This window comes from Acidovorax sp. BLS4, from assembly GCF_032929295.1.
In the GTDB taxonomy this organism is placed as follows: domain Bacteria; phylum Pseudomonadota; class Gammaproteobacteria; order Burkholderiales; family Burkholderiaceae_C; genus Paracidovorax.
In genome coordinates this window covers 4,627,241-4,649,621 of record NZ_CP136797.1, presented here as the reverse complement: position 1 = coordinate 4,649,621, position 22,381 = coordinate 4,627,241, and the positions used below count along the sequence as shown (strand labels likewise).

Here is a 22,381-nt window from a genome sequence, read left to right as displayed (position 1 = left end):
CTCGCGCAGCACGGCAAGCGGAGGGCCTCGCCTGGCCGGCACCCCCCGCTCCGGCCATTTCATTCTGAAAAACAAGAATGATTTAAATACATATAAGGCAATATTGATTAATGCCATAAGAATATTGTTGATATTTAAAATATTCATTCTCTGAATAAAATATTTTGGATATCAACTGGGATAAAGTATCGCAGGGCATTTGATTCACAAGCAGCCGGAGTGAAATTGCCTTGAATGCCATTTATTTAAATGCCATTGACACGGGGAGATTTCGCCAGAGGAAGAATGGCAGCACCCCTGTCAATGCAAAAGTTATCAATGAATCACTGACGCTGCAACTGGCGGTTTCACCCATGGTCTGCCACGCCATGCCAATGCGGATTCCGGCCTGGCTTTCGCAAAAAAATCATTCGGAGGTATGAAGACGGTATGAACGCACTTGGTTTGATCGATCAGCAAAAACTGGGTTTGATCACCCATCACGACATCGATGCATTTGCAGTCGATGGCGTGGAAATCGATATTGTCCTGTCAGGCATCTGCGGCACCGACCTGGCGGTCTTGTCCGGCCGGGAGGAAGGGAAAATCGGCGTGGTTCGCGGCCACGAGGCAGTCGGTGTGATCACCAGGGTGGGCGCAGGCGTCAAATACCTGCGCACCGGAATGCGGGTGGTGGTGGATCCCAACGAATACTGCGGAACCTGCGAATTCTGTGCCTCCGGCCAAACCCACCTTTGCAATGGCGGCGCCAATGCAACGCTGAATATCGCGGGGGTCAACAAGCATGGCACCTTTGCCGAACGCTTCACCACCCGCGAGCGGTTCGTCTATCCCCTGCCCGACGACATGAGCTGGGAGACTGGCGTGTTGATCGAACCCGTCGCCTGCATTTTGAACAACATCGACCAGGCAGCGATTCAGGCAGGCCAAAGGGTTTTGCTGCTCGGCTCCGGCCCCATGAGCCTGGTCGCACAACTGCTTTTGCGCGCGATGGGCGTTCAGACCCTCGCCACCGATCTGAATCCGCACCGGATCGCATTCGGCCGTTCGCTCGGATTGGAGGTCATGCACCCCGACGACCTTGAGGCCCGCATGCAGGAAGGCCATGTGGACGCCGCCATCGATACCGTTGGCAATCAGCTCGGCACGGCCGCTCGATACATTCGCCGGGGCGGAAAAATCGTCCTTTTCGGATTCAACGGCAATTATCAGTACCCGCTGCCCGTCAAGCATTTTCTTGTCAACGCCATCAGCATTATTTCAGCCGGCGAATACAACCAGCATTTCCCCCGCGCACTGCGCATGGCAAAAATGCTGCCCGAGCTGGGCCGCTTGGTAACGCACCGCTACGGACTGGAGGCTTACGCCGCGGCATTCGATGGGTTATTGAATGACCCGTCCGTGCCCACCATCAAGGGCGTGTTCACGCCGAACCCGCAATACCTTTAAACCCCAGCCAGCCATCAAAAAACCATAGGGAGTTATCGTGAAGGTTACTGTATTCAGCCAGATTTCCATCGACGGCAAATTGACGTTGGGGGGCAATGGGGCATCGAGCAAGGCGCTGTTCCAGCGTTTCAACGATGACGACATGCGCTTCATCCATAAATTTCGCGGTGAGGTGGACGCCATCATGGTCGGTCGCAAAACCATCGTCACTGACGATCCCCAGTTGACCAACCGTTATGAGGCCGGGCGCAACCCCATCCGCATCATTCCGACGACATCGCTGGACTTTCCCGTGTCCGCCAAGGTCCTGAGTTCGCCTGAAGAAACCATCATCGCCACGACGGAGCAGGCGCGCGACCACGAGATGGTGGAGCAGATTCGCGCCCAGGGAAAGGAAGTGATTTTCGTCGGTGCATCGCAGGTGGATTTCAAGCTGCTTTTCCCCTTGCTGGAAGCGCGCGGAATCAGGCACATCATGGTCGAGGGCGGTGGCCAGTTGAATTGGCAGATTTTCGATCTCGACCTGGTGGACGAAATCATCCTCATGCAGTTGCCCATCATCATCGGCGGCTCGGAAACGACCACGCTGACGGATGGCGAAGGTTATCGAAACATCGAAATGACCAAGTCATTCAAGCTACATGCCTTCGATGCGCGCTCCAACTACAACCTCATGCATTTCAAGCGCGAGCTGGCACCGCAAAGGACGCATTGATGCCGGAAATCCGCGCCGTTATTTTCGATATGGACGGGGTACTGGTTGACAGCGAACCCCTTTATATGGAGCAGGAAAGGCTTTCCTACGCCCGCTACGGCGTGACCCTCGACACGGCAGGGCTGTCGCGTTTCGTGGGAACCACGCAGCGGTATATGTGGAGCACCATCAAGGCGGAGCATGGGCTGGCCGAGCCGCTGGATTTCTTGATGGCACAACACCAAAAGCAGGTGGTTCGGGCCATGGGCATGGCCCCCCTTTCGGCCATGCCCGGCGTGCCGGATTTTCTCGTCAAGTTGAAAGAAGCGGAAATACCTTGCGCCGTGGCTTCGTCTTCGCCCGCTGAACTGGTGGGAGTCATTTTGCGGAAAACCGAGCTGCTGCCTTTTTTCGATCGTGTGGTGTGTGGAACGGACGTCAAAAACAGCAAGCCCGACCCCGAAATCTTTCTTTTGGCAGCCGGCCGGCTGGGTGTCGCTCCCCACGAATGTGCAGTGATCGAAGATTCAAGCCACGGTGTGGCCGCTGCCAAAGCCGCGGGCATGTTCTGCATCGGATTCGTCAACCCCCATTCGGGACTTCAGGATTTGAGCGCGGCGGATCGGCATGTGCGCCACCATGACGAGATCACGAAGTGGTTTCTTGAGCAATGAAAATGAAAAAATTCAACATCGCGGATTTGAACTGGATCAATCCACCGGCGTCGTCTTCCATCACCGATCAGGAAATCGTCATTCGCACCACCCCGGATACGGATTTTTGGCAGGGTACCTATTACGGGCTGGAATACGACAACGCACCTGCGCTCGTCCTTTCCAGCGAGGAACCATTTTGGACCCTGAAGGCCAAGGTTGCCTTCGATTCCAAAGTGCACTTCGACCAATGCGGCCTGTTCATCTACCAGGACAAAAACACCTGGATGAAGAGCGGTATCGAATACCAGAGCAACGGCTTTCAGCAATTGTTCGCCGTCGTGACCAACCATGGTTTTTCAGACTGGTCCATGGCCAACTATGACCGGACCACGCAAACCATGCATTACCGGCTGAGCCGAAGGGGCAGCGATTTTCTACTTGAAAACTCCTCCGATGGAATCCGCTTCAGCATGATGCGCATGTTCCATTTATTCCATGCGCAAGGCGCCGTTCGATTCGGGTTCTTCGCCAGCAGCCCGGGCGACTCGTCATTCGAGGCGCATTTCTCGGAAATCGAGTGGACGGAATGCCTCTGGAAAGAACACGGTTCCACCCGCTTCTGAGACAGCAGCCATACCCATATCCCTATTCACCATGAAAACTTCAGTCGATCAGAACCGGCGCGCGCTTTACGTCTGCTACGCGGCCATGATGTGCCTGGCCATTGCCCTGAACTTTCTGCCGGTGTACCTGACCACGTTCAGCGACACCTTCGGGAAACAGGGCGGGCTGACCGCGGAGCAGCTGGGGCGAATCCCGGCCATCATGTTTCTCAGCTTCATCATTGCCATCCTGGTGACCGGGCCTTTGGCGGACCGAGGCGATGCCAAGCGGATCATTCTTTTTGGGCTCATCACCACCACCGCCGGCTTGGTCCTGGTCGGCTTTGCCCCTTCCTACGCCTTTTTGCTGTTTGCCGTCGCCGTGATGGGATTCGGCGCTGGCGTACTGGACATGATCCTCAGTCCCATCGTGGTCGCACTCCAGCCCGAACGCCGCAGCGCGGCCATGAATTGGCTGCATGCGTTTTTCTGCGTCGGGGCGGTGGGTGCCGTGCTGATTGCCAGCATCGGCCTGAAATGGGACGTGTCGTGGCGGATGGTTGCTCTGGGCATCACGATCGCGCCGATCGTCACCTTCCTGCTGTTTCTCGGATTGAGGCTGCCGCCCCTGATCCAGGAAGACGCGCAACGGGAAGCCATGCCCCAGCTGATCAAGCAGCCCTACTTCATCGCGTGCCTGATCGCCATCTTTCTCGGGGGCGCCACGGAAACGGGGCTGTCGCAATGGCTACCCACCTATGCGGAGCAGGGGCTGGGGTATTCGAAGGAAGTGGGCGGCTTTGCGCTGGCCGGGTTTTCCGTCGGCATGGCACTCGGCAGAATGGCCGCGGCCCTGTTGCATGAACGCATTGCGCCGATTTCCCTGATGCTGGGCTGCTGTGCCGTGACCATCGGTCTTTTCTTCATCATCAGCTTTCCGCCAAGCCCGGCCGTGGCCATCGCCGCCAGCATTGCCGCTGGGTTTTCGGGCAGTTGCCTGTGGCCCACGATGCTGGCCATCACGGCGGACGCCTACCCTCGCGGTGGGGCGACCATGTTCGGTGTGCTGACCGCTTTCGGCAATGCCGGATGCAGCCTGATCCCCTGGCTGGTGGGCATCATCATCGAATACTCGGAAATCCACATCGGGCTGCTGGCCGTCGCGCTCTGTCCGGCGGGCATGATCGGCTTGCTCTTGTGGATGTCTCGGCGGTCGCGCAGGCAGGCACCGGCCCTGGCGCATTGACGCAAAAGCCGGTTCCCCCTATCGGCCACCCGGTGCGGTGGCCTCCAATCTTCTGGCGAATCGGTCCGTCAGCCCACCAGTTCCTTCACCTGCTGCAGCGCCGCCGGGTCTTCCATCGTGGTGAGGTCACCCGGGTCGCGCCGCTCAGCCACGGCCTGCAGGGCGCGGCGCAGCAGCTTGCCGCTGCGCGTCTTGGGCAGTGCCGCCACGAAGTGCACGCGCGCCGGCCGCGCCACCGCGCCCAGGCGCTGGGCCACCTGCTGCATCACCTCGCCCTCCAGCCGCAGGCGCGCCGCTTCATCGGTAAGCACCACCGCATCGCGCACCACGGCGAATGCCATGGCCACCTGGCCCTTGAGCGCATCGGCCACGCCCACCACCGCTACCTCGGCGATCTGCGGGTGGCCGGCGATGCTCTCCTCGATCTCGCGCGTGCCCAGGCGGTGGCCGGCCACGTTGATCACGTCGTCGGTGCGCCCGAGGATGAAGTAATAGCCGTCGGCGTCGCGGATGCCCCAGTCGAAGGTGCTGTAGCGCATGGGGCCGGGCAGGCTTTGCCAGTACGTCTGCACGAAGCGCTCGTCGTCGCGCCACACGGTCTGCAGGCAACCCGGAGGGAGCGGCCCTTCGATGGCGAGCACGCCCTTCTGGTCGGGCCCGGTGAGCTCCTCGCCCGTGGTCTCGTCGATCAGCTTCACGTCGTAGCCGTACATCGCCCGGCCCGGGCTGCCCAGGCGCGCCGCCTGCGGCTCCACGCCGCGGGCCAGGGTGAGGATGGGCCAGCCGGTTTCGGTCTGCCAGTAGTTGTCGATCACGGGCACGCCCAGTGCCTGGGCAATCCACTCGGCCGTGGGCGCGTCCAACGGCTCGCCTGCCAGCCACAGGCCCTGCAGGCTGGACACGTCGTGCCGGCGCAGAAAGGCCGGGTCCTGCTTCTTGAGCACCCGCACCGCCGTCGGCGCGGAGAACATGTGCGTGACGCGGTACTTTTCCACCAGACCCCACCAAACGCCCGCATCGGGCCGGGTGGGCAGGCCTTCGTACACCAGCGTGGCCATGCCGGCGATCAGCGGGCCATAGACGATGTAGCTGTGGCCCACCACCCAGCCGATGTCGCTGGTGGCGAAGAACACGCCGGGGTTGCCGGGGTTCGCAGCGGCGACTTCTGCACCGCCCTCTGCAGCGCCCACGCCGAAGATGTGCCGCATGCTGGCCGCCAGCGCCACCGCATAGCCACCCGTGTCGCGCTGCACGCCCTTCGGCCGGCCGGTGGTGCCGCTGGTGTACAGCGTGTAGCTGGGGTGCGTGGCGTCCACCCACTCGCAGGGCACCTCGGCATGCAGGTGCTGCTCGCGCAGCGCCGCCCAGTCGTGGTCGCGGCCGGCCTGCCGGGCCATGGGCGCCAGACCCCGGTCGATCAGCAGCACGGCGGCGGGCGGGTGACGCGACTGGGCGATGGCCTCGTCCAACAGCGGCTTGTAGGGCACCACCTTGCCGCCACGCGATCCCGCGTCGGCGCTCACGATGGCCACGGGCTCGGCGTCGTCGATGCGCGTGGCGAGCGACGCGGCCGCGAAACCGCCGAACACCACGGAGTGCAGCGCGCCGATGCGCACGCAGGCCAGCATGGCGAACACCGCCTCGGCCACCATCGGCATGTAGATCAGCACGCGGTCGCCCTGCCCCACGCCCAGCGATCGCAGCGCGGCCGCCATGCGCTGCACCTCGGCATGCAGTTCGGCGAAGGAATAGGTGCGCTCGGTGTTCGTCTCGGTGGAGACGGCGATCAGCGCCGGCTGGCCGGCCCGGTGGGCCAGGTGGCGGTCCACCGCGTTGTGGCACAGGTTGGTGCGGCCCCCCACGAACCACCGCGCGAACGGCGGATCGCTGTCGTCGCAGATTTGCTGCGGCGGGGTGTGCCAGTCGATCAGGCGAGCCTGTTCGGCCCAGAAGGCGTCGCGGTCGTGGAGGGACCGGCGGTGAAAGTCGGCGTAACGGGGCATGGCTTGTCTCCTTGGGATCGTTCTTTTGCCGGGACCGCGCCATTCTGCCCAGGGATCCCGACGCCGCCCTGACAGCGCTGCAGCTTGCCGTGCCCACTGACCGGCCCCCCAACCCTTGTCGCAATGGAGCGAATTCCGCCATGCGAGGCGCCATGCTCTCGTTTGCCCTCCCCACCTTGGCGCACGGCCCACCTACACTTTGAAACATCGGGCAAGGGCATCCACCCCAGTCACCCGAGGCCCTGTTTTCCCATTTCCTCTGGCTCAGCGTCCTGGAAGGCACCTTCATGACACCCACCCGTTTCACCATCGGCCGCCGCCTGGCACTCGTGCTCGGCACCATCCTGGTGCTGTTTCTGGTCAGTTGCCTGTACGGCATCGTCCAGCTCCGGGCCGTCACGCAGGAAATGAACACCATGCTCAACACGTCGCTGGCGAAGGAGCGGGCCGCCAGCGACTGGTATCGCAACATCACCAACGGCGCGCAGCGCGTGGCCGCCATCGCCAAGAGCAGCGACCCGTCGCTGGCGGACTTCTTCGCCGCCACCGCGGCCGAGTCGAGCAAGCAGTCATCGGCGCTTCAGCAGCAGATCGAAAAGATGCTGGACAGCGACGCCGAGAGGGCGCTGTTCGCGCAGATCGGAGAGAACCGCAAGGCGTACCTTGCCACCCGCGACGAGGTGTCGCGGCTCAAGAAGGAAGGCAATGCCGATGCGACGGCCCGGGCGTTCACCGAACGCTACGAGCCGGCTTCGGCCAACCTGCAAAAGACCATGGCCAGGATGGCTGACCTGCAGCGCAGCGAACTGGACGCGGCGGGCGAGCGCATCCGCGCGGCCAGCCAGGCCGCCACCGGCTTGCTGACCGCCTTGTGCGTGGGCTCGCTGCTGCTGGCGGCGCTGCTGGCCTGGCGCCTGACGGTCAGCATCACGCGGCCGCTGGCCGAAGCGCGCCAAGTGGCCGAGCAGATCGCGGCCATGGACCTCACCGGCCAGGACCACGGCCGCCACGCCACCGACGAAACTGGCCTGCTGCTGCGCGCCCTGGCCTCCATGCGCGGCGCGCTCGAAGGCTCGCTGATGGAGGTGCGCAACGTGGCCGACTCCATCGCCACCGCCACGCGCGAGATCGCCACCGGCAACGCCGACCTGAGCCAGCGCACCGAACAGACCGCGAGCAACCTGCAGGAAACCGCCAGTTCCATGGAGGAGCTGACCGCCACCGTGCGCCAGTCGGCCGACTCCGCCGCCACCGCCAACAAACTCGCCACCTCGGCCGCCGAAGTGGCCGCGCGCGGTGGGCAGGTGGTGACCCAGGTCGTCTCCACCATGGACGAGATCAACCAGAGCTCGCGCCAGATCAGCGACATCATCGGCGTGATCGACGGCATCGCCTTCCAGACCAACATCCTGGCGCTGAATGCCGCCGTGGAGGCCGCACGGGCCGGCGAGCAGGGCCGCGGCTTCGCGGTGGTGGCCAGCGAGGTGCGCAGCCTGGCCGGCCGCTCGGCCGACGCAGCCAAGGAGATCAAGGCCCTCATCGGCAACTCGGTCGAGAAGGTGGCGGCCGGCTCCCGCCTGGTGCAGGACGCGGGCACGACCATGGAAGAGATCGTGAGCAGCGTGCAGCGCGTGAGCGACATCATCGGGGAGATCACCGCTGCCACCTCCGAGCAGTCGGACGGCATCCGCCAGGTGAACACCGCCGTCAACCAGCTCGACCAGATGACCCAGCAGAACGCGGCCCTGGTGGAGGAATCCGCAGCCGCCGCGGAAAGCCTGAACGACCAGGCCAGCCGCCTGGCGGCGACGGTGGCGCGGTTCCGGCTCAATGCGATGGGCAGCGCGGGACTGGCACGGGGGGCGCTTGCTGCGGCCTCGGGGTCGGGAGCGCCGCGCCTTCAATGAGAGAGCGCAGGTGCAGGCCGGCTGACAACCCGCTTGCCGAAACCGCACGCCATCGAGGCGCCGGGCCTATGGCCTGGCCAGCGTTTTCAGCAGTTGCTCTTCCATGGCGTCCACTGCCGCGGAGTGCCTGGATGCCTTGCTGCGCAGCGCGGCCACTTCCATGGAAATCAAGGGCGGCAGCTCGAATCCCGCGGGCAGGTTCTGCAATACCTGGAGATGGGCAGGCACGCTGCAGTGGGTAAAGACCGCGACGGCAAGGCCGCTTTCCACCGCGGCCAGTTGTCCTGCCAGGCTCGAGCTGTGGTACACGACGCGGTAGGCCCGGCGATGGGCCGCGAGGCTGGACAGCGCCGCGGTCCTGGCCATGCTGCCTTCCTCGTAGACGGCAATGGGCAGCGGGGTCTTGCGCCACACCTCATGCTGCGCAGCGCCGGCCCAGACCAAGGGCTCCTGAAAGAGAAGCCGGCCCCGTTTCGGCTTGTCGCGGGACACGAGCGCCAGGTCCAACTCACCCCGTACCACCTTGGGGATGAGCGAAGTGGATTGCTCGCAGGTCAACTCGATCTCCACCCCCAGATAGCGGCCCGCAAAGCTGCGCAACACCGGTGTCAGGTAGGTCGATGCATAGTCATCGGGAACGCCGAGCCGCACGCGCCCGGACAGGTCCGGCCCGAAAAGCGCCGTCTGCGCCTCCGTCTGAAGGGCCAGCATGCGGCGCGCATAGCCCAGCAGCTCGGCGCCCGCTGGCGTCAGTTGCAGGTGGTGCGGCCCGCGCAGCAGCACCGGCCGTTCCAGGGCGGCCTCCAGTTTCTTGATCTGCATGCTCACGGCCGCCTGGGAGCGGTGAACCAGGGGTGCTGCCGCCGAAAGCGAGCCCGCATCCACGACCGCCACAAAGGCGCGCAGCCAGTCGATTTGCAGATCGGGGTAGGTCATTGAATGCGCTCGATCCTCTTTGAATTCGATTGTCGAATACTAAGCGATCGAACTATTTGCTTTACGGCAGCCCGCTGCGGCGTGAGCATCGGGACATGGACCACAAGCCTTCCGCCACGTTTCAACCATCGCTACCCTGCGACGTGGGCGCTTGTGCCAAGCGGGAGGCGCAGGGCCAATGGCTGATGATCGCGGGCGGCCTGCTGCTGGGCACCGTCGGCGTGTTCGTCGAAGAGGCAAATCAACACCCTTTGGTGACCGTGCTGTTTCGCTGCGCATTCGGAGCGCTGGCGTTGCTGGCATGGGGCATGGCAACCGGCCGAACGAGAGAGCTTCCCCTGCGCGGTCGCAGCGGGTGGATCGTCTGCGCGACGGGCTGCCTGATGGTCGTGAACTGGGCGCTGTTCTTTGCCGCCATACCGCGCACGTCGATTGCCGTCGCGACGGTGGTCTTCCACATTCAGCCGGTGTGGATCATGGTGTTCGGTGCGCTGGTGCTCCGCGAGCATGTCACTGCGGCACAGAAAACCGCAACCGCCGTGGCATTGGGCGGTCTGGTCTTGACGACTGGCCTGTGGGGCAGTGGCTCCGTGGCCGGCGCATCGGGGGGGGGGACTATCTGACGGGTTTGCTGATGTGCCTGGGCGGATCGCTCAGCTATGCGGGCGTGACGATCATCGCCAAGACAGAGAAGGTCGTCACCCCGTTCGCGCTGGCGTGGTGGCAGTGCGCGGTGGGAACGCTGGTGCTGCTATGGGTTCCATGGGCACATGGTTGGCCCTCGGACGCCGCCGCATGGGCCTGGCTGGCCGGACTGGGCGTGCTGCATACCGGTCCGGCCTATGCCATTTTGTTCACGGCAATGGCCTGCCTGACTCTGGGCAGGGTCGCTGTGCTGCAGTATGTCTATCCATTGACGGCAGTGCTGCTGGATTGGGCGGTCTACGGCCGGATGCTGAGCGCGACCCAACTGGCAGGCGTCGGCCTGATGGCTCTGGCGCTCTTCGTCATCAAGACCCGATAGCCCGGCCATGCGACTTGGAGTGGAAGGCGCGCCCGCATGCCGCGCCAAGAGTCCTCTCGCGAAGATGTTTTGGCGGCCGGCTTCTGCCGACACGCCCGTCAGAGGCCATTCGCCAGGCTTTGCAGATGGGGGCACCCGGCAGCTTCTGCGAACCTGCAGGGTTGCAGTGGCACGGGCACCGCCCTGCCCGGCTCACGGCTGCCCGTCGAACGACTCCACACTGTCTGGCAGGCCCACCCAATCGTGACGACGCCGCGTCCAGATCTGGCGCTGCGGGGTGCCCAGCTCTTGCCGTTGCTTCAAAGTGCCGATCCGCAACGAGTAGGACTGCGGATTCTCGAGCGCACAGGCATACAGCGAACTCCCGCAGACTTCGCAAAACGCGAGCAGGCGCTGGTTGCCGCTGGCGGCTGTCTTGGTGTAGGTGCGGGGCTGCCCCTTGATCAGCCGGAACCCGTCTGCCGACGCGGCGATGTTTGCCCGGAAGGCGGAGCCGGATTGGGCTTGGCAGTCCGCGCAGTGGCAGACCGTCGTGGTGCCAGGCTGTACCTGCGCTTCGTATTCGATGGCGCCGCAGTAGCAGCTTCCTTCAACCTTCATCGTTGGCTCCTTTGGCCTTGGTGTCGGATTGCCACTTCACTCCTGCGGCAGATGGCACACCGCTTCCACGTTGTGGCCATCCGGCCCGATGACGAAGGCGGCGTAGTAGTGCGGGTGGTAGTGCAGGCGCAGTCCGGGAGGGCCATTGTCCTGGCCCCCGGCTTCGATCGCCGCACGATGAAACGCGTCCACCTGGCGCCGGCTTTCTGCCGTGAACGCCAGGTGCAGCGGGCTCGGCCGGTCCTCCGCATCGTAGATCCAGAGCGAGGGTTTGCCGTTCTTGCCCAGGCCCGCCCCGGGGTGATCTCGGTTTCGTTGTGAAATCGGAATCCTGCGTCAAAAAACTGACCAGCGACAACAACTTAGCAGCGTTTTCGATCCGGGCGGACAAGGGGCTGCTGATCACCACGTACCCGCAGGACTTCACCTCCAAGGTGGCGAGCAACAACCCCGATGGGTTCGATCAACTGGGCAGCGGGCTGGCCGGCACCGCGGCGCTGATGAAAGAGGCCGGAAGCGCCGTGAAGGCCATGGACTCGGCCATCGGCGCCATCAATGGCCTCAAGACCTCGCACATGATGGCCCTGGGCGCGGGCGTGGCCTCCATGGTCGGCGGCCAGGCCGGGGCGTCGTCCCTGGCGAAGGCCGCCGCGGCCGTCGCCGCCTTTGCCGATGCCGGCGGGGACGGCGGTGGAGGGGGCGGGCCCGAGGTCAGCATGCCAACCAACACCGACCCCGCCATGCCGCAGTCGCAGGCGCTGCGCGAGCTGTCCAAGGACATCACGAAACCCATCGTGTCCATCGTCAGCCCCGAGGGGCATTCGATGATCAGCCCCAAGCCCATCGTGATCAGCTCCGGGCAGAGCGCATCGATGCACGCCACGCAGCACATCACGGTATCGAGCGGCGCGCAGCTCACCCAGCTGGCCAAGGGCGGCATGCTCACCCACGTCTCCCAGGGCGGGCAGCGCAACACGGTGACCCAGGGCGACGTGGCCTCCGAGGCGCAGGCCGGCCACATGAACCTCACGGCCAACCAGAACATCACCATGGCATCCAAGACGCTCGATGCGAGCGTGCTGGGCCACGAGAACGTCAACATCAAGGCCACGCAGGATTCGGTTCTGGTCGATGCCGGACAGCACATCCGCCTGGAGGCGGCCGACAGCATCACCCTGGTGTGCGGCAAGGGCAAGGCCTACATCAAGCTCACCAAGGACGGGGACATCGAGATCGTCGGCGTGCGCAAGGGCCTGCTGCGCTTCACGGAAAGCCTCGACGAGTTCGGCAAGCCCATCAACATGAACTGCTGACCCACCGGCATCGCCGGCAGCAGCCTAGGAATCCATCCATGCAATACCACATCCAGGAGGCGGCGTTCGAGCTGCCCTCCGACGGCTTCATCGACCGCAGCGTGAACGTGCTCATCTTCGGGGACCCGGCGCTGCCGTTCAACGTGGTCGTCACCCGCGACTACTTCGACGAAGGCAGCGGGATCGAGGCGCTGCTGCAGGAGCAGCTGCGTGCGCTGTCCACCGTGGGCAAGAGCTACAAGCAGCTCGACATGAGCCGGGCGCGCCTGCCGCTGCACGGCCCCGCCGGTGAGCCGCCGGCCAACGAAGCCGCTGCCCCCAATGCCGTGGGTGCCTCGGTCTCGTACAGCAAGCAAGGTCACACGCTGTACCAGCGCATCGTGCTGATCGAGCTGCCCGAGCGCAAGGCGCTGGTGCTCACCGGCACCCATGCGGCGCCCTGGAAGCCGCACCACGAAGCGCAGTGGGCGTCCATCCTGCAAAGCGTGCGCGTGCGGCCGCAGTAAGGCACGCCCCTAAGGCTCCACGCCGCCCTCGCGACAGACCGCACGGCCTTTTACAAACCCGCCCACCGGCGTACCTTCCTTCCGCGCTCCATGCCCAAAGCCGCCCGCCTGCACGATCCCATCGCCCACACCTACGCCCGCGAGGGCCATGCGGCGGGGGCGGCCACGGCGGTGGCGATCGAGTTCGGGGCGGCGGTGGCGATCGGCGCGGCCGTGGGCACCATCGCCTGCCCGGGGCTCGGCACCCTGGCGGGCTTTCTGATCGGCGCGGCCGTGTTCGTGGGCACGCTGGTGGTGAGCCACATGTTCAGCCTGGTGGGCGACTTCTTCCAGTCGTTCGGGGAGGCGCTGGGGCGAAGTTTCAGCTCCGATTGCGGCGAGCTCACCGCGACGGGGTCGGCCACGGTCTTCATCAACAAGCTGCCCGCCATCCGCGCCGGGCTGGACGTGGCCATGTGCGACAAGCACAGCATGCCGCCCAGCCTCGTCAACTTCGGCAGCGAGAACATCTTCATCGACACCTTCCGCGCCGGCCGCGAGGGCGACTACGTGGACTGCGAGGCCAAGATCAGTAAGGGCTCGGAGGACGTCAACTTCGGCGGCGAGTCGGTGCCCGTGGCCAATTTCCGGGCGCAGGAAATCCCGGACTCCGACCGCGAGCTGGCGGCCAAGGCCCGGTTCTGGGCCGGCATCCTGGGCGGGGCCGCGGGCGCCCTGAAAGCCGGCATCAAGTGCTTCGGCATTGCCGTTGGCATGGGTGTGGTCGGCGCCAAGGTGCTGGGCGAGGTCATGCCCTCCTTCGATGGCGGGCAGGGCGCGGCGAAGGGCGCGGGCAACAGCGCCGGCACCGCCCTGGGCAACCTGCTGCAGGGCAAGCCCGTGCACGCCGTCACCGGGGCCAAGGTGCTGCTGGGCGACGACGACACCGACTTCGCGCTGAGCGGCGCGCTGCCCATCGTGTGGCAGCGCACCTATGCCTCCACCGACGCGCGCACCGGCGTGCTGGGAACCGGCTGGAGCCTGCCGTTCAGCGTGGAGCTGGTGTTCCAGGACGGCAAGGCCCATTACATCGACGAGCAGGGGCGCGGCATTCCCTTTGACGACCTGCCGCCGGGCGGGCAGATGTTCAGCGTGCCCGAAGGCCTGCAGCTGAGCCGCAGCGAAGGCGGGGTCTACTACATTGGCATGCCTTCGGTGGGCTGGGTCTATACCTTCGGCGCGCGCCGGAGCCAGGCCAATGGCGAGCGCCTGTCCCTGCTGCAATGGGCCGACCTGAACCACAACGCCATCGATTACCACCGCGACGCCCAGGGCCTGGTGCGCCACATCACCGACACCAGCGGCCACCGGCTCGCGCTGCACTACACCCCGGACGCGGTGGCCGGCAGTGGGCCGCGCCTGTTGCGCATCGACCTCACCGCGGGCGGGCCGCCTGGCACCCTGGTCGAATACCGCTACAGCACCGAAGGCGACCTGGTCCAGGTGACCGACCGCACCGGCCGCACGGTGCGCCGCTTCGAATGGGCACAGCACACGATGGTGGCCCAGACCTTCGAAAGCGGACTGGTCGCGCACTACCAGTGGGACCGGCCGGGCCCGCAAGGCCGCGTGCTGCGGCACTGGCTCGACGATGCGGGCGGCGGCCTGCCGGCAACCAGCTGGACCTTCGAATACGACCTGCCCGGCGAAGCCGACGGCGACCGCCGCACGCGCGTCACCGACCACCTGGGGCGCGTGCAGCTCTTCGACCACGACGCGGACCAGAACGTCACCCGCTACGAAGACCCCCTGGGCCACATCCAGCGCATGGAATGGAACGGCCAGTGGCAATTGCTGGCGTGGACGCGGGCGGATGGCACCCGCTTCACCTTCGACTACGACCGCCTGGGCAACCTCGTGCACGCCACCGACCCGCTGGGCCAGAGTGCGCGCATCGACTGGCACGAACGCCTGCAGCGCATCCGCGCCACGACGGCCGTGGACGGCTCGCGCTGGCACTACGAATACGACGAACGCGGCAACTGCACCGAAGTGCTGGGCCCGCCCCTGGCGCAGGATGCGCCGGATGCGTCCCTTGCGCCGGATGCGTCCCTTGCGCCGGATGCAAACCCTTCGGGCACCCCGGCCGACGCCCGCTACCGGGAGGCCACCGTGTACGACGCGCGCGGCCTGCCCGTGCTCACCACCGATGCCAACGGGGGCCGCCAGCAATGGCGCTGGACGCCGCAGGCCCTGCTGGCCAGCCACACCGACTGCTCGGGCAAGACCACCCGCTTCGAATACGACGCCAACGGCCACCTGCGGGTGCGCACCGATGCCCTGGGCCAGTCCACCCAGTACATCCACGACCCGCTGGGCCGCCTGCTGAGCGTGCAGCACCCCGATGGCAGCGTGCAGAACTACGCCTACGACGCGGCCGGCCGGCTGGCCTCCACCAGCGATTCGAGCCAGCGTGCGACCCGCTACCAGTACAACCTGCACGGCCAGCTGCTGACCCTGCAGGCCCCGAACGGCCGCGCCGTTCACCTGGGCTACGACGCGGCGCACCGCCTGGCCACGCTGGTCAACGAGAACCACGCCAGCTACGAATTCGCCTATGACAGCGCCGACCGCCTGCTGGAAGAGCGCCGACCCGATGGCAGCCGCCACGCCCTCGACTACGACCCCGCCGGCCGCGTGGTGGCCTTGGTGGAACACCCGGGCGAGGACGACGTGCGCCTGCAGGGCATTGCCGGGCACGTGCCGGCCTCGCCCATCCGCACCCTCTACCGGCGCGATGCGCTCGGGCGCCTGCAGGAAAAGCAGATCCTTCCCTCCGGCGAGGGCGCACCGGGCGGCGCCCTGCTGCAGCGCTTTGCCTACGACCCGCTGCACCGGCTGGTGCGCGCGCAGATGCTGGACGCTGAGACGCAGGCCCCGGTCCACACGCTGGAGTACGCCTACAACGCCCTTGGCGATGTGGTGAAGGAGTCCGCCACCGACGCCGCCACCGGCGAGCGCACCGAACTGCGCCATGCCCACGATGCCCTGGGCAACCGCACCGAGACGGGCCTGCCCGATGGGCGCACGCTGCACCACCTGTACTACGGCAGCGGGCATCTGCACCAGATCCATCTGGACGGCGTGGTCGTGGCCGACATCGAGCGCGACGACCTGCACCGGGAAGTGCTGCGCACCCAGGGCCGCCTGGCCAGCCGCTACGCCTACGACGCCCTGGGGCGGCGCAGTGCGCAGTGGACCCAGTCCGCCGCCCTGCGGGTGACCGGCGCGTGGGCCCCCGGCCGCACCCCCGGCCAAAGCGCCGCCTGGGCCCAGCGCCTGCAGCGCCCCGCCGCCACCGACAGCCTGCTCAAGCAGTGGGAGTACGACAGCGCGGGCGAACTGGCGCGGGCGCGGCACAGCCGCCATGGCGAGACCGAATACCGCTACGACCCCGTCGGCCGGCTGCTCTCGGCGGTGCACGCCGGCCTGCCGTCCGCCCTGGCGCCTTCCGGCCAGGGCGCGGCGGGCGACGGCGCCGCCGCCGCGCTGAACGAAGTCTTCCACTACGACCCGGCCGGCAACCGCGTCGCCGACCGGGCCCAGGCGATGGACGGCGCCGGCCGGGGCTGGGTGCGCAACAACCGGGTGAAGGTGCTGCAGGACAAACGTTTCGACTACGACGGCTTCGGCCGGCTGGTGAGAAAGCGCATCGGCGCGCACACCGAGCAGCACTTTCGCTACGACGCGCAGCACCGCATGACGCAGGCGGCCGTGGTGCGAGCGGGCCAAAACGGCGAGCCGGTGAGCCAGGTCTTCCGCTACCGCTACGACGCGCTGGGCCGGCGCATCGCCAAGGCCGACGCCTTCGGCGAGACCACCTTCACGTGGGAAGGCCTGCGCCTGCTGCAGGAGCGCCGGGGCGGGCAATGCAGCAGCTACGTCTACGAGCCGGGCAGCTACACGCCCCTGGCGCGCATCGACGGCCAGGGCGCGCTGGAGCCGGAACACCCCGCGTCCGCGCTGGCCCTGGGCGACGTGGACACCGCGCGGGGCAAGGAAAACTCCGTGCCGACCACCAATGGCGAGTGGGCGGATGCGCACCACGCGGTCGCCGGGCCGGTGGGCGGGTTGGCGCGCATGCGGGCGGCCATGGACAAAGCCCATTCGGCGCAACCGGCCGTGATGGAAAACAGCACGCCAACGCCGAGGGTTGAAGAAGTAAGCGCCCGGTCAGCGCCGCCAGGCGCCCGGATTTATTACTTCCATACCCAAGGCAATGGCTTGCCGGAAGAGATGTCGGATCGAAACGGCAATCTGGTCTGGCGTGCGCAATACAGGGCCTGGGGCAGCGCGGTCGCGGAAGAATGGCAGGCGTTCGATGCCGTGGGCCGCCCGGTCGGAGCGCCGGTTGCCGAAAGCTGGGCGCGGGCGAGTCAGCAAACGGCGGCGGCGCCGCAGAACCTGAGGATGCAAGGGCAGTACCTGGACCGGGAAACGGGGCTGCACTACAACACGTTCCGGTATTACGACCCGGATTTGGGGGCGTTCACGACGCCTGATCCGATTGGGTTGGCGGGGGGGATGAATCTTCATTCCTTTGCGCCGAACGCCATTTCTTGGGTTGATCCTTGGGGGTGGTGCGCTTTAGTGAGTAAAGGCAAGCAGTTATGGAGATCTAGAGAGGGATTGATGTATGGCCCAGATCTCGGACCTAATGCTTTTAGAAATAGAGTCCAGCACGTGTTAGATCACGCACGTAACAACACAGCAAAACCAAAACATAGTGTATTTTCTGGCGGAAGACAGCAGACGCTTAATATTGTTGACGACGCATGGGCGAAAGTTAAAGCTGGTGATCCAAATGTAAAGGTACAGGCGAAAGGATCTCGAATGGAATACACAGTGCCGATGGGTAAGAAAGTAGGCTACGAGGGAGGCTCGGCAGGAAGCGGTGCTGATTTAACGGGCGTCAAGATTGTTGTTGAAAAGGGAAATCATGTTGTCACGGCATATCCAGTGCCTTAAGGATGTATATGGCTTTTTATATTAAAAAAAATTGCCCTTACTGTGATGATGAGGGTAATCTCTTTGTATGGCGATGCGGGGATGGTAAATCCCTTGCGTTTTCGTGTGACGAATGTAGTGCCCTTTGGGCTAGTATTGAAAATATAGAAATAGGTAGCGAGCTTAAGGAGGTTGATTTGATTAACAATTTTATGCCTAGTGTTAACGTCCCGATCTATGGACCCTCTGCCGGTTGGGCAACTATGCAAGATATGATTAATCAAGGAATTTCTGACGAAGTGGCGGGCGAAGGAGATTGGGTGGAGACTCGAAAATAGCTTTCGATAGATCTAAAGCTGGATGCCGAGGGCGACTATCAAGAATATATGGTTAAACCCCCTGGAATTGGAAATAAAGTGGGCGAAGAATCGTGGCAAACAGGCGTGAGAAAACAGCATGCTAGACGAATGACCACTACAAATCATATGTCGATATATCTGATATGGTGTTCCAATGAACAAGGTTGTCCAAGTTGATTTGCGCTCACTAAAAGAAGTTGCTGATTTGCATGATGTACTAGCCAATGCTTTTGGGTTTCCTGACTTCTATGGAAAAAACTTTAACGCATTAATTGACTGTTGGGGCAGTTTGAGAACTCCGGAAGATGCTATGACTACTATCTCAGTTAAAGATGATGAGTATATTGTGTTGATGGTCAAGGGATTGTCGGATTCTGCTAAAGAAATTTTTCGAGGGCTAATTTCTGCCGTCGAATTTGTAAATGCTCGAGAATATTCTTTGAATAAAAGCCCAGTTATTTATATTGTCCCTGTGGGTTAATGGCGTTTGTGGTGTGGGGTGATTTATAGGGAGTTTTTGTGATTTCCCGTTGCAATTATGAAGATCGCAGAATTGCAGATAAATAGATGCGCTGTTTAAGTTAGTACTGCGCGCGGGGCAACGCGGGGGCTTATGAAATATCTGATGACGAAGAGTGCATCAGTTTGGAGAAAATGTTTAAAATAATGAATTAAGATTTTCAAGGGCGGAGAGTGCTTTGGCATTGTCTTGAAAATTTTCTTAATAAAAATCGAGCTTTTCGAGAAGCTGGAAAAGATGTTGTTGAACTCGGAGATCATTCCCGGTGTATCTTTGGGGGGAATTTCCATCGGTGAAGCAATTGACTCTGTTTTTGAGAGATTTTCGGAAAATTACGAAATAGAAATATTGGATGAGGTTGCGCTTTTCGACGGTGGTTTGATTTCGATTGGCTATGCGTCATCATCAGGTATTGTTCACTCTGTGATGTGCGGTACTCGATTTCCTGGCAACTACAAAGGAATATTGTGGGCCGGGATGACTGTCTCCGACGTCCTCGCTAAAACCAAAGAGCAGATTGCATTTGGCGGATGTGTCGTCGTTGATGGGGTTCAAGGAATTGGGTTGCCCTTGCCGCCCAGCTTCGATGATTTTGAAAAAATCACTGACTTTCTATCTCTCGAACATGTATTCGAGAATTTGTCAGTTTTTAGAGCCTGAATGCATCTAATTCTTCCGCCATCGGCGCGATCTGGCTATCGAATCACACAGATGGTTTTACTGGCGGATAGCGAAACATCGGCAGACCCCCCAGAGCTGTTCAGAGAACAGCAAAACATTGAGTCGGCGCAGGAGCCCGGGCCATGCGGCCTTCGATCAAGGCGTCAGAAAAGCCTCCGCGTCGCTGCGCACGAGTCCAAGCCGAACAGGAGCGACCGGAAGGCACTTTGCGAGGTTCCGTCGCGTCTGCCAGCGGAACAGTGATCGCCCGCCACCGCTGCTACAAACCACGGGGCCCAACGCCATGCCCCGACCGCGATCTGCAGCGCTTGGCGCCTCAACCCCCGCGCTTCACATCCAGATCTGCCAGCACCCGCAGCAACCCCCGATTCACCTCTTCCAGATCCATCTCGTGCGTCTCGCACAGCTGGCGGATCGCCGCGCCGTTGTCCGTCTCCAGCGCGCAGGCCATCTCCAGGCTGGCCGCGTACGGTCCAGTGTGCAGCACGGTGGCGTCGTAGATGCGTTCGGACAGAGGCAGTCGGCGCAGGATGGCGCCCAGGGGTTCGCCCAGTAGGTCGTCCATCTGCGAGAGCAGGCCGCACAGGTAGATTTCGCGCCGGAGGTCGTTTTCCACGCCGGCGTCCAGCAGGCGCTCGGTCAGGCGGGCACGCAGCACCATGGATTCGCGGATGGGCTGCAGGTTGGGGTCGGTGCTGGCGTGCGGCAGCTGGTCCGACAGCCAGCGCTTGAGCGAGCCGTAGCCCATCATCACCAGGCCGCGCCGCAGCGAATCCACGCCGGTGCGCAGGCCGAGCGCTGCCGAGTTGGTGTAGACCATGAAGCGGTAGGCGAGCAACGGGTCTTCGCCCAGGATCTGCTCGAAGGCCTCCAGCGACTGCTCGGCGTCGATGGCCTTCATCAGCTTGAGCACGGTGTCGTGCCCGGGCTGGGGCGGCTGGTGGCGCAGTTCGTACAGCACGTCTTCCGCGGGCCAGCCGGCCAGGGCCAGGGCCTTGTGCCGGTCCAGGCAGTGTTCCATGAGGGCGCGGCTGGCCACGTTCTCGTACATCTGTCCGGCCAGCACGGGGCTGGGCTGCTGCGGCTGCTGGCCTGCGGCGGCGTGGTGGGGGGCGCCCGCTCCGGCGCGGGGCACGGCGGCGGTGGCCTTGAGCGCGGCCATGGCGTCGGCGGCGCTGAGGGTGAGCAGGCTGTTGTCGAAGCAGCCGGCCACGGCGGGTTCGGGCAGGTGGTGCAGCTCGCCGCGCCAGACGAGTTTCAGGCCGCGCTGGTGGGCAGCCTGTACCTGGGCGAGCAAGGCCGGATCGCCCAGCCATTCGTTGCGCACTTCGATCCAGGGGGCGCCGCGCGGCGCCTGGCTCAGCAGGTCGGTGAGCAGTTGCGGGGTTTGCGGGGACAGCAGCAGGGGGGGCGAGCTGGCGCTCCACAGTTCCTGCAAGGTGCGCAGCAGGTGGGGCGCGTCCACGAAGGCGGCACCGTCGCTTTGCACATAGAGCTGCACGGCTGCCAGGCGCCGCGCCTGGTTCCACAGTGGGCGGTAACCGAGGAGAAGGCTGCCAAGAACGGATTGGACCATGGGATGCGAAGGCGGCCGTTACCGCGCGGGCTCAGCCGATGTAGTTGAAGAGGGACAGCTTCTGCACCTGGGCATAGGACTTCAGGGCCGCTTCATACCCGACCTGGTTGTTCTGGAAGTCGGAAATGCCCTTGATCATATCGAGATCCTCCGCGCGCGAACGGTCGGCTTCGAGCTGCACGGCGCGCTTGTCCTGGTCGCCCGTGATGCGGTCGGCGCGGTTGAGCAACTCGCCCGCGTAGCCCCGCATGTTGTGCATGCGCTCCATGCCGATGTCGATGTTGTTCAGGGCCTGGCCCACGGCCTGCGAGGCCGCGCCGCTGGTGGTGGCGCTGCCGATGTCGCGGATGGCGCTGTCCAGCGTGCTGAAGATGCTGGCGCTGGGCTGCAGCGAGATGCTGTCGCCATTGGCGGGCGAGAGGCTGTAGGTGCCATCGACCTTCTTGACGGGCGTGCCGGTGATGTTGAAGCTCATGCCGGGGATGCCGGTCACGCCGATGCTCACCGGCTTGTCGGACGGAAAGTCGGGCACCGTCACGGGCGGGGACGACACGCCGGTGGTGGTGTTGGTGATGGTGTACGTGGCCGTCGTGGTGCCTGCCGTGGCGCCCGGGCCCACGCCGCTGAAGACGATCTGGTAGTTGTTGCCCGTGATGAGGCTGGTGTCGGTGGGCTTGATGCCGTCGGTGGTCAGCAGGTGGTCGGTCGAGCTGGTGGTGACGGCGGCGTTGTAGGCGCCGTCGCGCTGCGGCACGAACATGAAGGCCGATTCGCCGTCCAGCGACAGGGGCAGCGAGCTGTCGGTGCCCGAGCCCTGGCCGGGCAGGCCGGAGAAGGTGTAGTCGGGGCTGCCGGACTGCGGCCCGAGAAACGGCGTGAGCGCGCTGCCCAGGGCGCCCAGCAGCGGCATGCCGTTGCTGTCCTTGCGGTTGACCATGGAGGACAGCTGCTCGCGCAGGCCCTGCAACTGGTTGGCGATGGTCTTGCGGTCGTTGGGGGTGAGCGATCCGTTGCCGGCGCTCACGATGAGCTGGCGGGCCTCCTGCACCAGGTCCACGGCTTCGCCCATGGTCGATTCGGCCTGGGCGATGGAGTTGCGCTGGTTCTCCAGCGCGCGCTGGTCGGTCTGCACGCGTGCCAGCCGGGTCATCGCGCGCTCGGCCTGCGCGGCGGCCACCGGGTCGTCGCTGGCGCGCACCACGCGCTTGCCGGAGGTGAGGTTTTCCTGCAGGTTGGACAACGCCGTCTGCCGCGTGCCCAGGTTGCGCAGGGCGTTGTCGTACATGTTGGCGGTGGAGGTGCGATAGAAGTTGGCCATGTCTT

18 protein-coding genes and 2 pseudogenes are annotated in these 22,381 nt (G+C 64.0%); 14 read left to right on the top strand and 6 right to left on the bottom strand.

Annotated features, from left to right (window positions below; all coding sequences use genetic code 11):
* Positions 1-230: 230 nt before the first annotated feature.
* The 6 genes from R1Z03_RS21510 to R1Z03_RS21485 are packed head-to-tail and all read left to right on the top strand — an operon-like array spanning position 231 to position 4,647.
* A complete protein-coding gene (locus R1Z03_RS21510; RefSeq protein WP_317354939.1) occupies positions 231-422 on the top strand; it encodes a hypothetical protein in 192 nt (63 codons plus the stop codon).
* Between the two features lie 7 nt (positions 423-429).
* Complete coding sequence (locus tag R1Z03_RS21505; protein ID WP_317354936.1) at positions 430-1,449, top strand: alcohol dehydrogenase catalytic domain-containing protein; 1,020 nt, start codon at positions 430-432, stop codon at positions 1,447-1,449.
* Positions 1,450-1,486: 37 nt separating this feature from the next.
* Positions 1,487-2,164, top strand: a complete 678-nt coding sequence (locus R1Z03_RS21500; RefSeq protein ID WP_272569274.1) for a dihydrofolate reductase family protein — start codon at positions 1,487-1,489, stop codon at positions 2,162-2,164.
* The gene (locus tag R1Z03_RS21495) at positions 2,164-2,817 is read left to right on the top strand and encodes an HAD family phosphatase (protein ID WP_317354933.1); all 654 of its coding nucleotides are present in this window, start codon (positions 2,164-2,166) and stop codon (positions 2,815-2,817) included. The genes R1Z03_RS21500 and R1Z03_RS21495 overlap by 1 nt, the downstream gene beginning before the upstream one ends.
* Positions 2,818-2,819: 2 nt before the next feature.
* On the top strand, positions 2,820-3,422 hold the full coding sequence (locus tag R1Z03_RS21490) for a DUF1349 domain-containing protein (RefSeq protein WP_272569272.1): 603 nt from the start codon (positions 2,820-2,822) through the stop codon (positions 3,420-3,422).
* 31 nt (positions 3,423-3,453) lie between these two features.
* Entirely contained in the window at positions 3,454-4,647 is a 1,194-nt protein-coding gene (locus R1Z03_RS21485) for a sugar MFS transporter (RefSeq protein WP_272569271.1), read from the top strand.
* A 68-nt stretch (positions 4,648-4,715) separates the two neighbouring features.
* On the opposite strand, the gene R1Z03_RS21480 is transcribed toward R1Z03_RS21485, so the two are convergent.
* Positions 4,716-6,650, bottom strand: a complete 1,935-nt coding sequence (locus R1Z03_RS21480) for a propionate--CoA ligase (RefSeq protein WP_317354927.1) — start codon at positions 6,648-6,650, stop codon at positions 4,716-4,718.
* Between the two features lie 287 nt (positions 6,651-6,937).
* On the opposite strand from R1Z03_RS21480, the gene R1Z03_RS21475 reads away from it, so the two are divergent.
* Positions 6,938-8,557: a methyl-accepting chemotaxis protein gene (locus R1Z03_RS21475; RefSeq protein ID WP_317354924.1), complete on the top strand. Its 1,620-nt coding sequence runs from the start codon at positions 6,938-6,940 to the stop codon at positions 8,555-8,557.
* Between the two features lie 66 nt (positions 8,558-8,623).
* Here R1Z03_RS21475 and R1Z03_RS21470 read toward each other — a convergent pair whose 3' ends face one another.
* Positions 8,624-9,493 (bottom strand): LysR family transcriptional regulator, encoded by an 870-nt coding sequence (locus R1Z03_RS21470; protein ID WP_317354921.1) that lies wholly within the window; start codon positions 9,491-9,493, stop codon positions 8,624-8,626.
* 185 nt (positions 9,494-9,678) lie between these two features.
* On the opposite strand from R1Z03_RS21470, the pseudogene R1Z03_RS24980 reads away from it, so the two are divergent.
* Positions 9,679-10,517: pseudogene (locus R1Z03_RS24980) on the top strand (DMT family transporter).
* Positions 10,518-10,709: 192 nt separating this feature from the next.
* Here the strand turns inward: R1Z03_RS24980 and R1Z03_RS21455 are convergent.
* Both R1Z03_RS21455 and R1Z03_RS21450 read right to left on the bottom strand, forming a co-directional pair.
* Positions 10,710-11,117 carry a GFA family protein gene (locus R1Z03_RS21455; RefSeq protein WP_317354912.1) on the bottom strand — a complete coding sequence of 136 codons (408 nt, stop codon included), beginning with the start codon at positions 11,115-11,117 and terminating at the stop codon, positions 10,710-10,712.
* 36 nt (positions 11,118-11,153) lie between these two features.
* Positions 11,154-11,408: pseudogene (locus R1Z03_RS21450) on the bottom strand (VOC family protein); the annotation flags it as partial.
* Between the two features lie 26 nt (positions 11,409-11,434).
* Between R1Z03_RS21450 and R1Z03_RS21445 the strand changes: the two are divergent.
* From R1Z03_RS21445 to R1Z03_RS21420, 6 genes are all read left to right on the top strand, one after another.
* Entirely contained in the window at positions 11,435-12,430 is a 996-nt protein-coding gene (locus R1Z03_RS21445; protein WP_317354908.1) for a DUF2345 domain-containing protein, read from the top strand.
* 38 nt (positions 12,431-12,468) lie between these two features.
* Entirely contained in the window at positions 12,469-12,936 is a 468-nt protein-coding gene (locus R1Z03_RS21440; protein WP_317354905.1) for a DcrB-related protein, read from the top strand.
* Between the two features lie 90 nt (positions 12,937-13,026).
* Positions 13,027-17,943, top strand: a complete 4,917-nt coding sequence (locus tag R1Z03_RS21435; RefSeq protein WP_317354902.1) for an RHS repeat-associated core domain-containing protein — start codon at positions 13,027-13,029, stop codon at positions 17,941-17,943.
* A gap of 8 nt (positions 17,944-17,951) precedes the next feature.
* Entirely contained in the window at positions 17,952-18,260 is a 309-nt protein-coding gene (locus R1Z03_RS21430) for a hypothetical protein (RefSeq protein WP_317354899.1), read from the top strand.
* Between the two features lie 175 nt (positions 18,261-18,435).
* The gene (locus tag R1Z03_RS21425) at positions 18,436-18,762 is read left to right on the top strand and encodes a barstar family protein (protein ID WP_317354896.1); all 327 of its coding nucleotides are present in this window, start codon (positions 18,436-18,438) and stop codon (positions 18,760-18,762) included.
* Positions 18,763-18,990: 228 nt separating this feature from the next.
* Positions 18,991-19,461 carry a hypothetical protein gene (locus R1Z03_RS21420; protein WP_317354893.1) on the top strand — a complete coding sequence of 157 codons (471 nt, stop codon included), beginning with the start codon at positions 18,991-18,993 and terminating at the stop codon, positions 19,459-19,461.
* A 337-nt stretch (positions 19,462-19,798) separates the two neighbouring features.
* Here R1Z03_RS21420 and R1Z03_RS21415 read toward each other — a convergent pair whose 3' ends face one another.
* Both R1Z03_RS21415 and flgL read right to left on the bottom strand, forming a co-directional pair.
* Positions 19,799-21,058 (bottom strand): HDOD domain-containing protein, encoded by a 1,260-nt coding sequence (locus tag R1Z03_RS21415; RefSeq protein WP_317354890.1) that lies wholly within the window; start codon positions 21,056-21,058, stop codon positions 19,799-19,801.
* 31 nt (positions 21,059-21,089) lie between these two features.
* On the bottom strand, positions 21,090-22,376 hold the full coding sequence (gene flgL / locus R1Z03_RS21410) for a flagellar hook-associated protein FlgL (RefSeq protein WP_284431684.1): 1,287 nt from the start codon (positions 22,374-22,376) through the stop codon (positions 21,090-21,092).
* Positions 22,377-22,381: the final 5 nt, after the last annotated feature.

What these genes read in the sequence shown, in the direction of transcription:
- R1Z03_RS21425 (WP_317354896.1), top strand. Translation starts at nt 18,436, where the DNA reads ATGAACAAGGTTGTCCAAGTTGATTTGCGCTCACTAAAAGAAGTTGCT.
- R1Z03_RS21440 (WP_317354905.1), top strand. Translation starts at nt 12,469, where the DNA reads ATGCAATACCACATCCAGGAGGCGGCGTTCGAGCTGCCCTCCGACGGC.
- R1Z03_RS21415 (WP_317354890.1), bottom strand. Translation starts at nt 21,058, where the DNA reads ATGGTCCAATCCGTTCTTGGCAGCCTTCTCCTCGGTTACCGCCCACTG.
- R1Z03_RS21505 (WP_317354936.1), top strand. Translation starts at nt 430, where the DNA reads ATGAACGCACTTGGTTTGATCGATCAGCAAAAACTGGGTTTGATCACC.
- R1Z03_RS21475 (WP_317354924.1), top strand. Translation starts at nt 6,938, where the DNA reads ATGACACCCACCCGTTTCACCATCGGCCGCCGCCTGGCACTCGTGCTC.
- R1Z03_RS21435 (WP_317354902.1), top strand. Translation starts at nt 13,027, where the DNA reads ATGCCCAAAGCCGCCCGCCTGCACGATCCCATCGCCCACACCTACGCC.
- R1Z03_RS21470 (WP_317354921.1), bottom strand. Translation starts at nt 9,493, where the DNA reads ATGACCTACCCCGATCTGCAAATCGACTGGCTGCGCGCCTTTGTGGCG.
- flgL (WP_284431684.1), bottom strand. Translation starts at nt 22,376, where the DNA reads ATGGCCAACTTCTATCGCACCTCCACCGCCAACATGTACGACAACGCC.
- R1Z03_RS21430 (WP_317354899.1), top strand. Translation starts at nt 17,952, where the DNA reads ATGGCTTTTTATATTAAAAAAAATTGCCCTTACTGTGATGATGAGGGT.
- R1Z03_RS21480 (WP_317354927.1), bottom strand. Translation starts at nt 6,650, where the DNA reads ATGCCCCGTTACGCCGACTTTCACCGCCGGTCCCTCCACGACCGCGAC.
- R1Z03_RS21455 (WP_317354912.1), bottom strand. Translation starts at nt 11,117, where the DNA reads ATGAAGGTTGAAGGAAGCTGCTACTGCGGCGCCATCGAATACGAAGCG.
- R1Z03_RS21485 (WP_272569271.1), top strand. Translation starts at nt 3,454, where the DNA reads ATGAAAACTTCAGTCGATCAGAACCGGCGCGCGCTTTACGTCTGCTAC.
- R1Z03_RS21495 (WP_317354933.1), top strand. Translation starts at nt 2,164, where the DNA reads ATGCCGGAAATCCGCGCCGTTATTTTCGATATGGACGGGGTACTGGTT.
- R1Z03_RS21490 (WP_272569272.1), top strand. Translation starts at nt 2,820, where the DNA reads ATGAAAAAATTCAACATCGCGGATTTGAACTGGATCAATCCACCGGCG.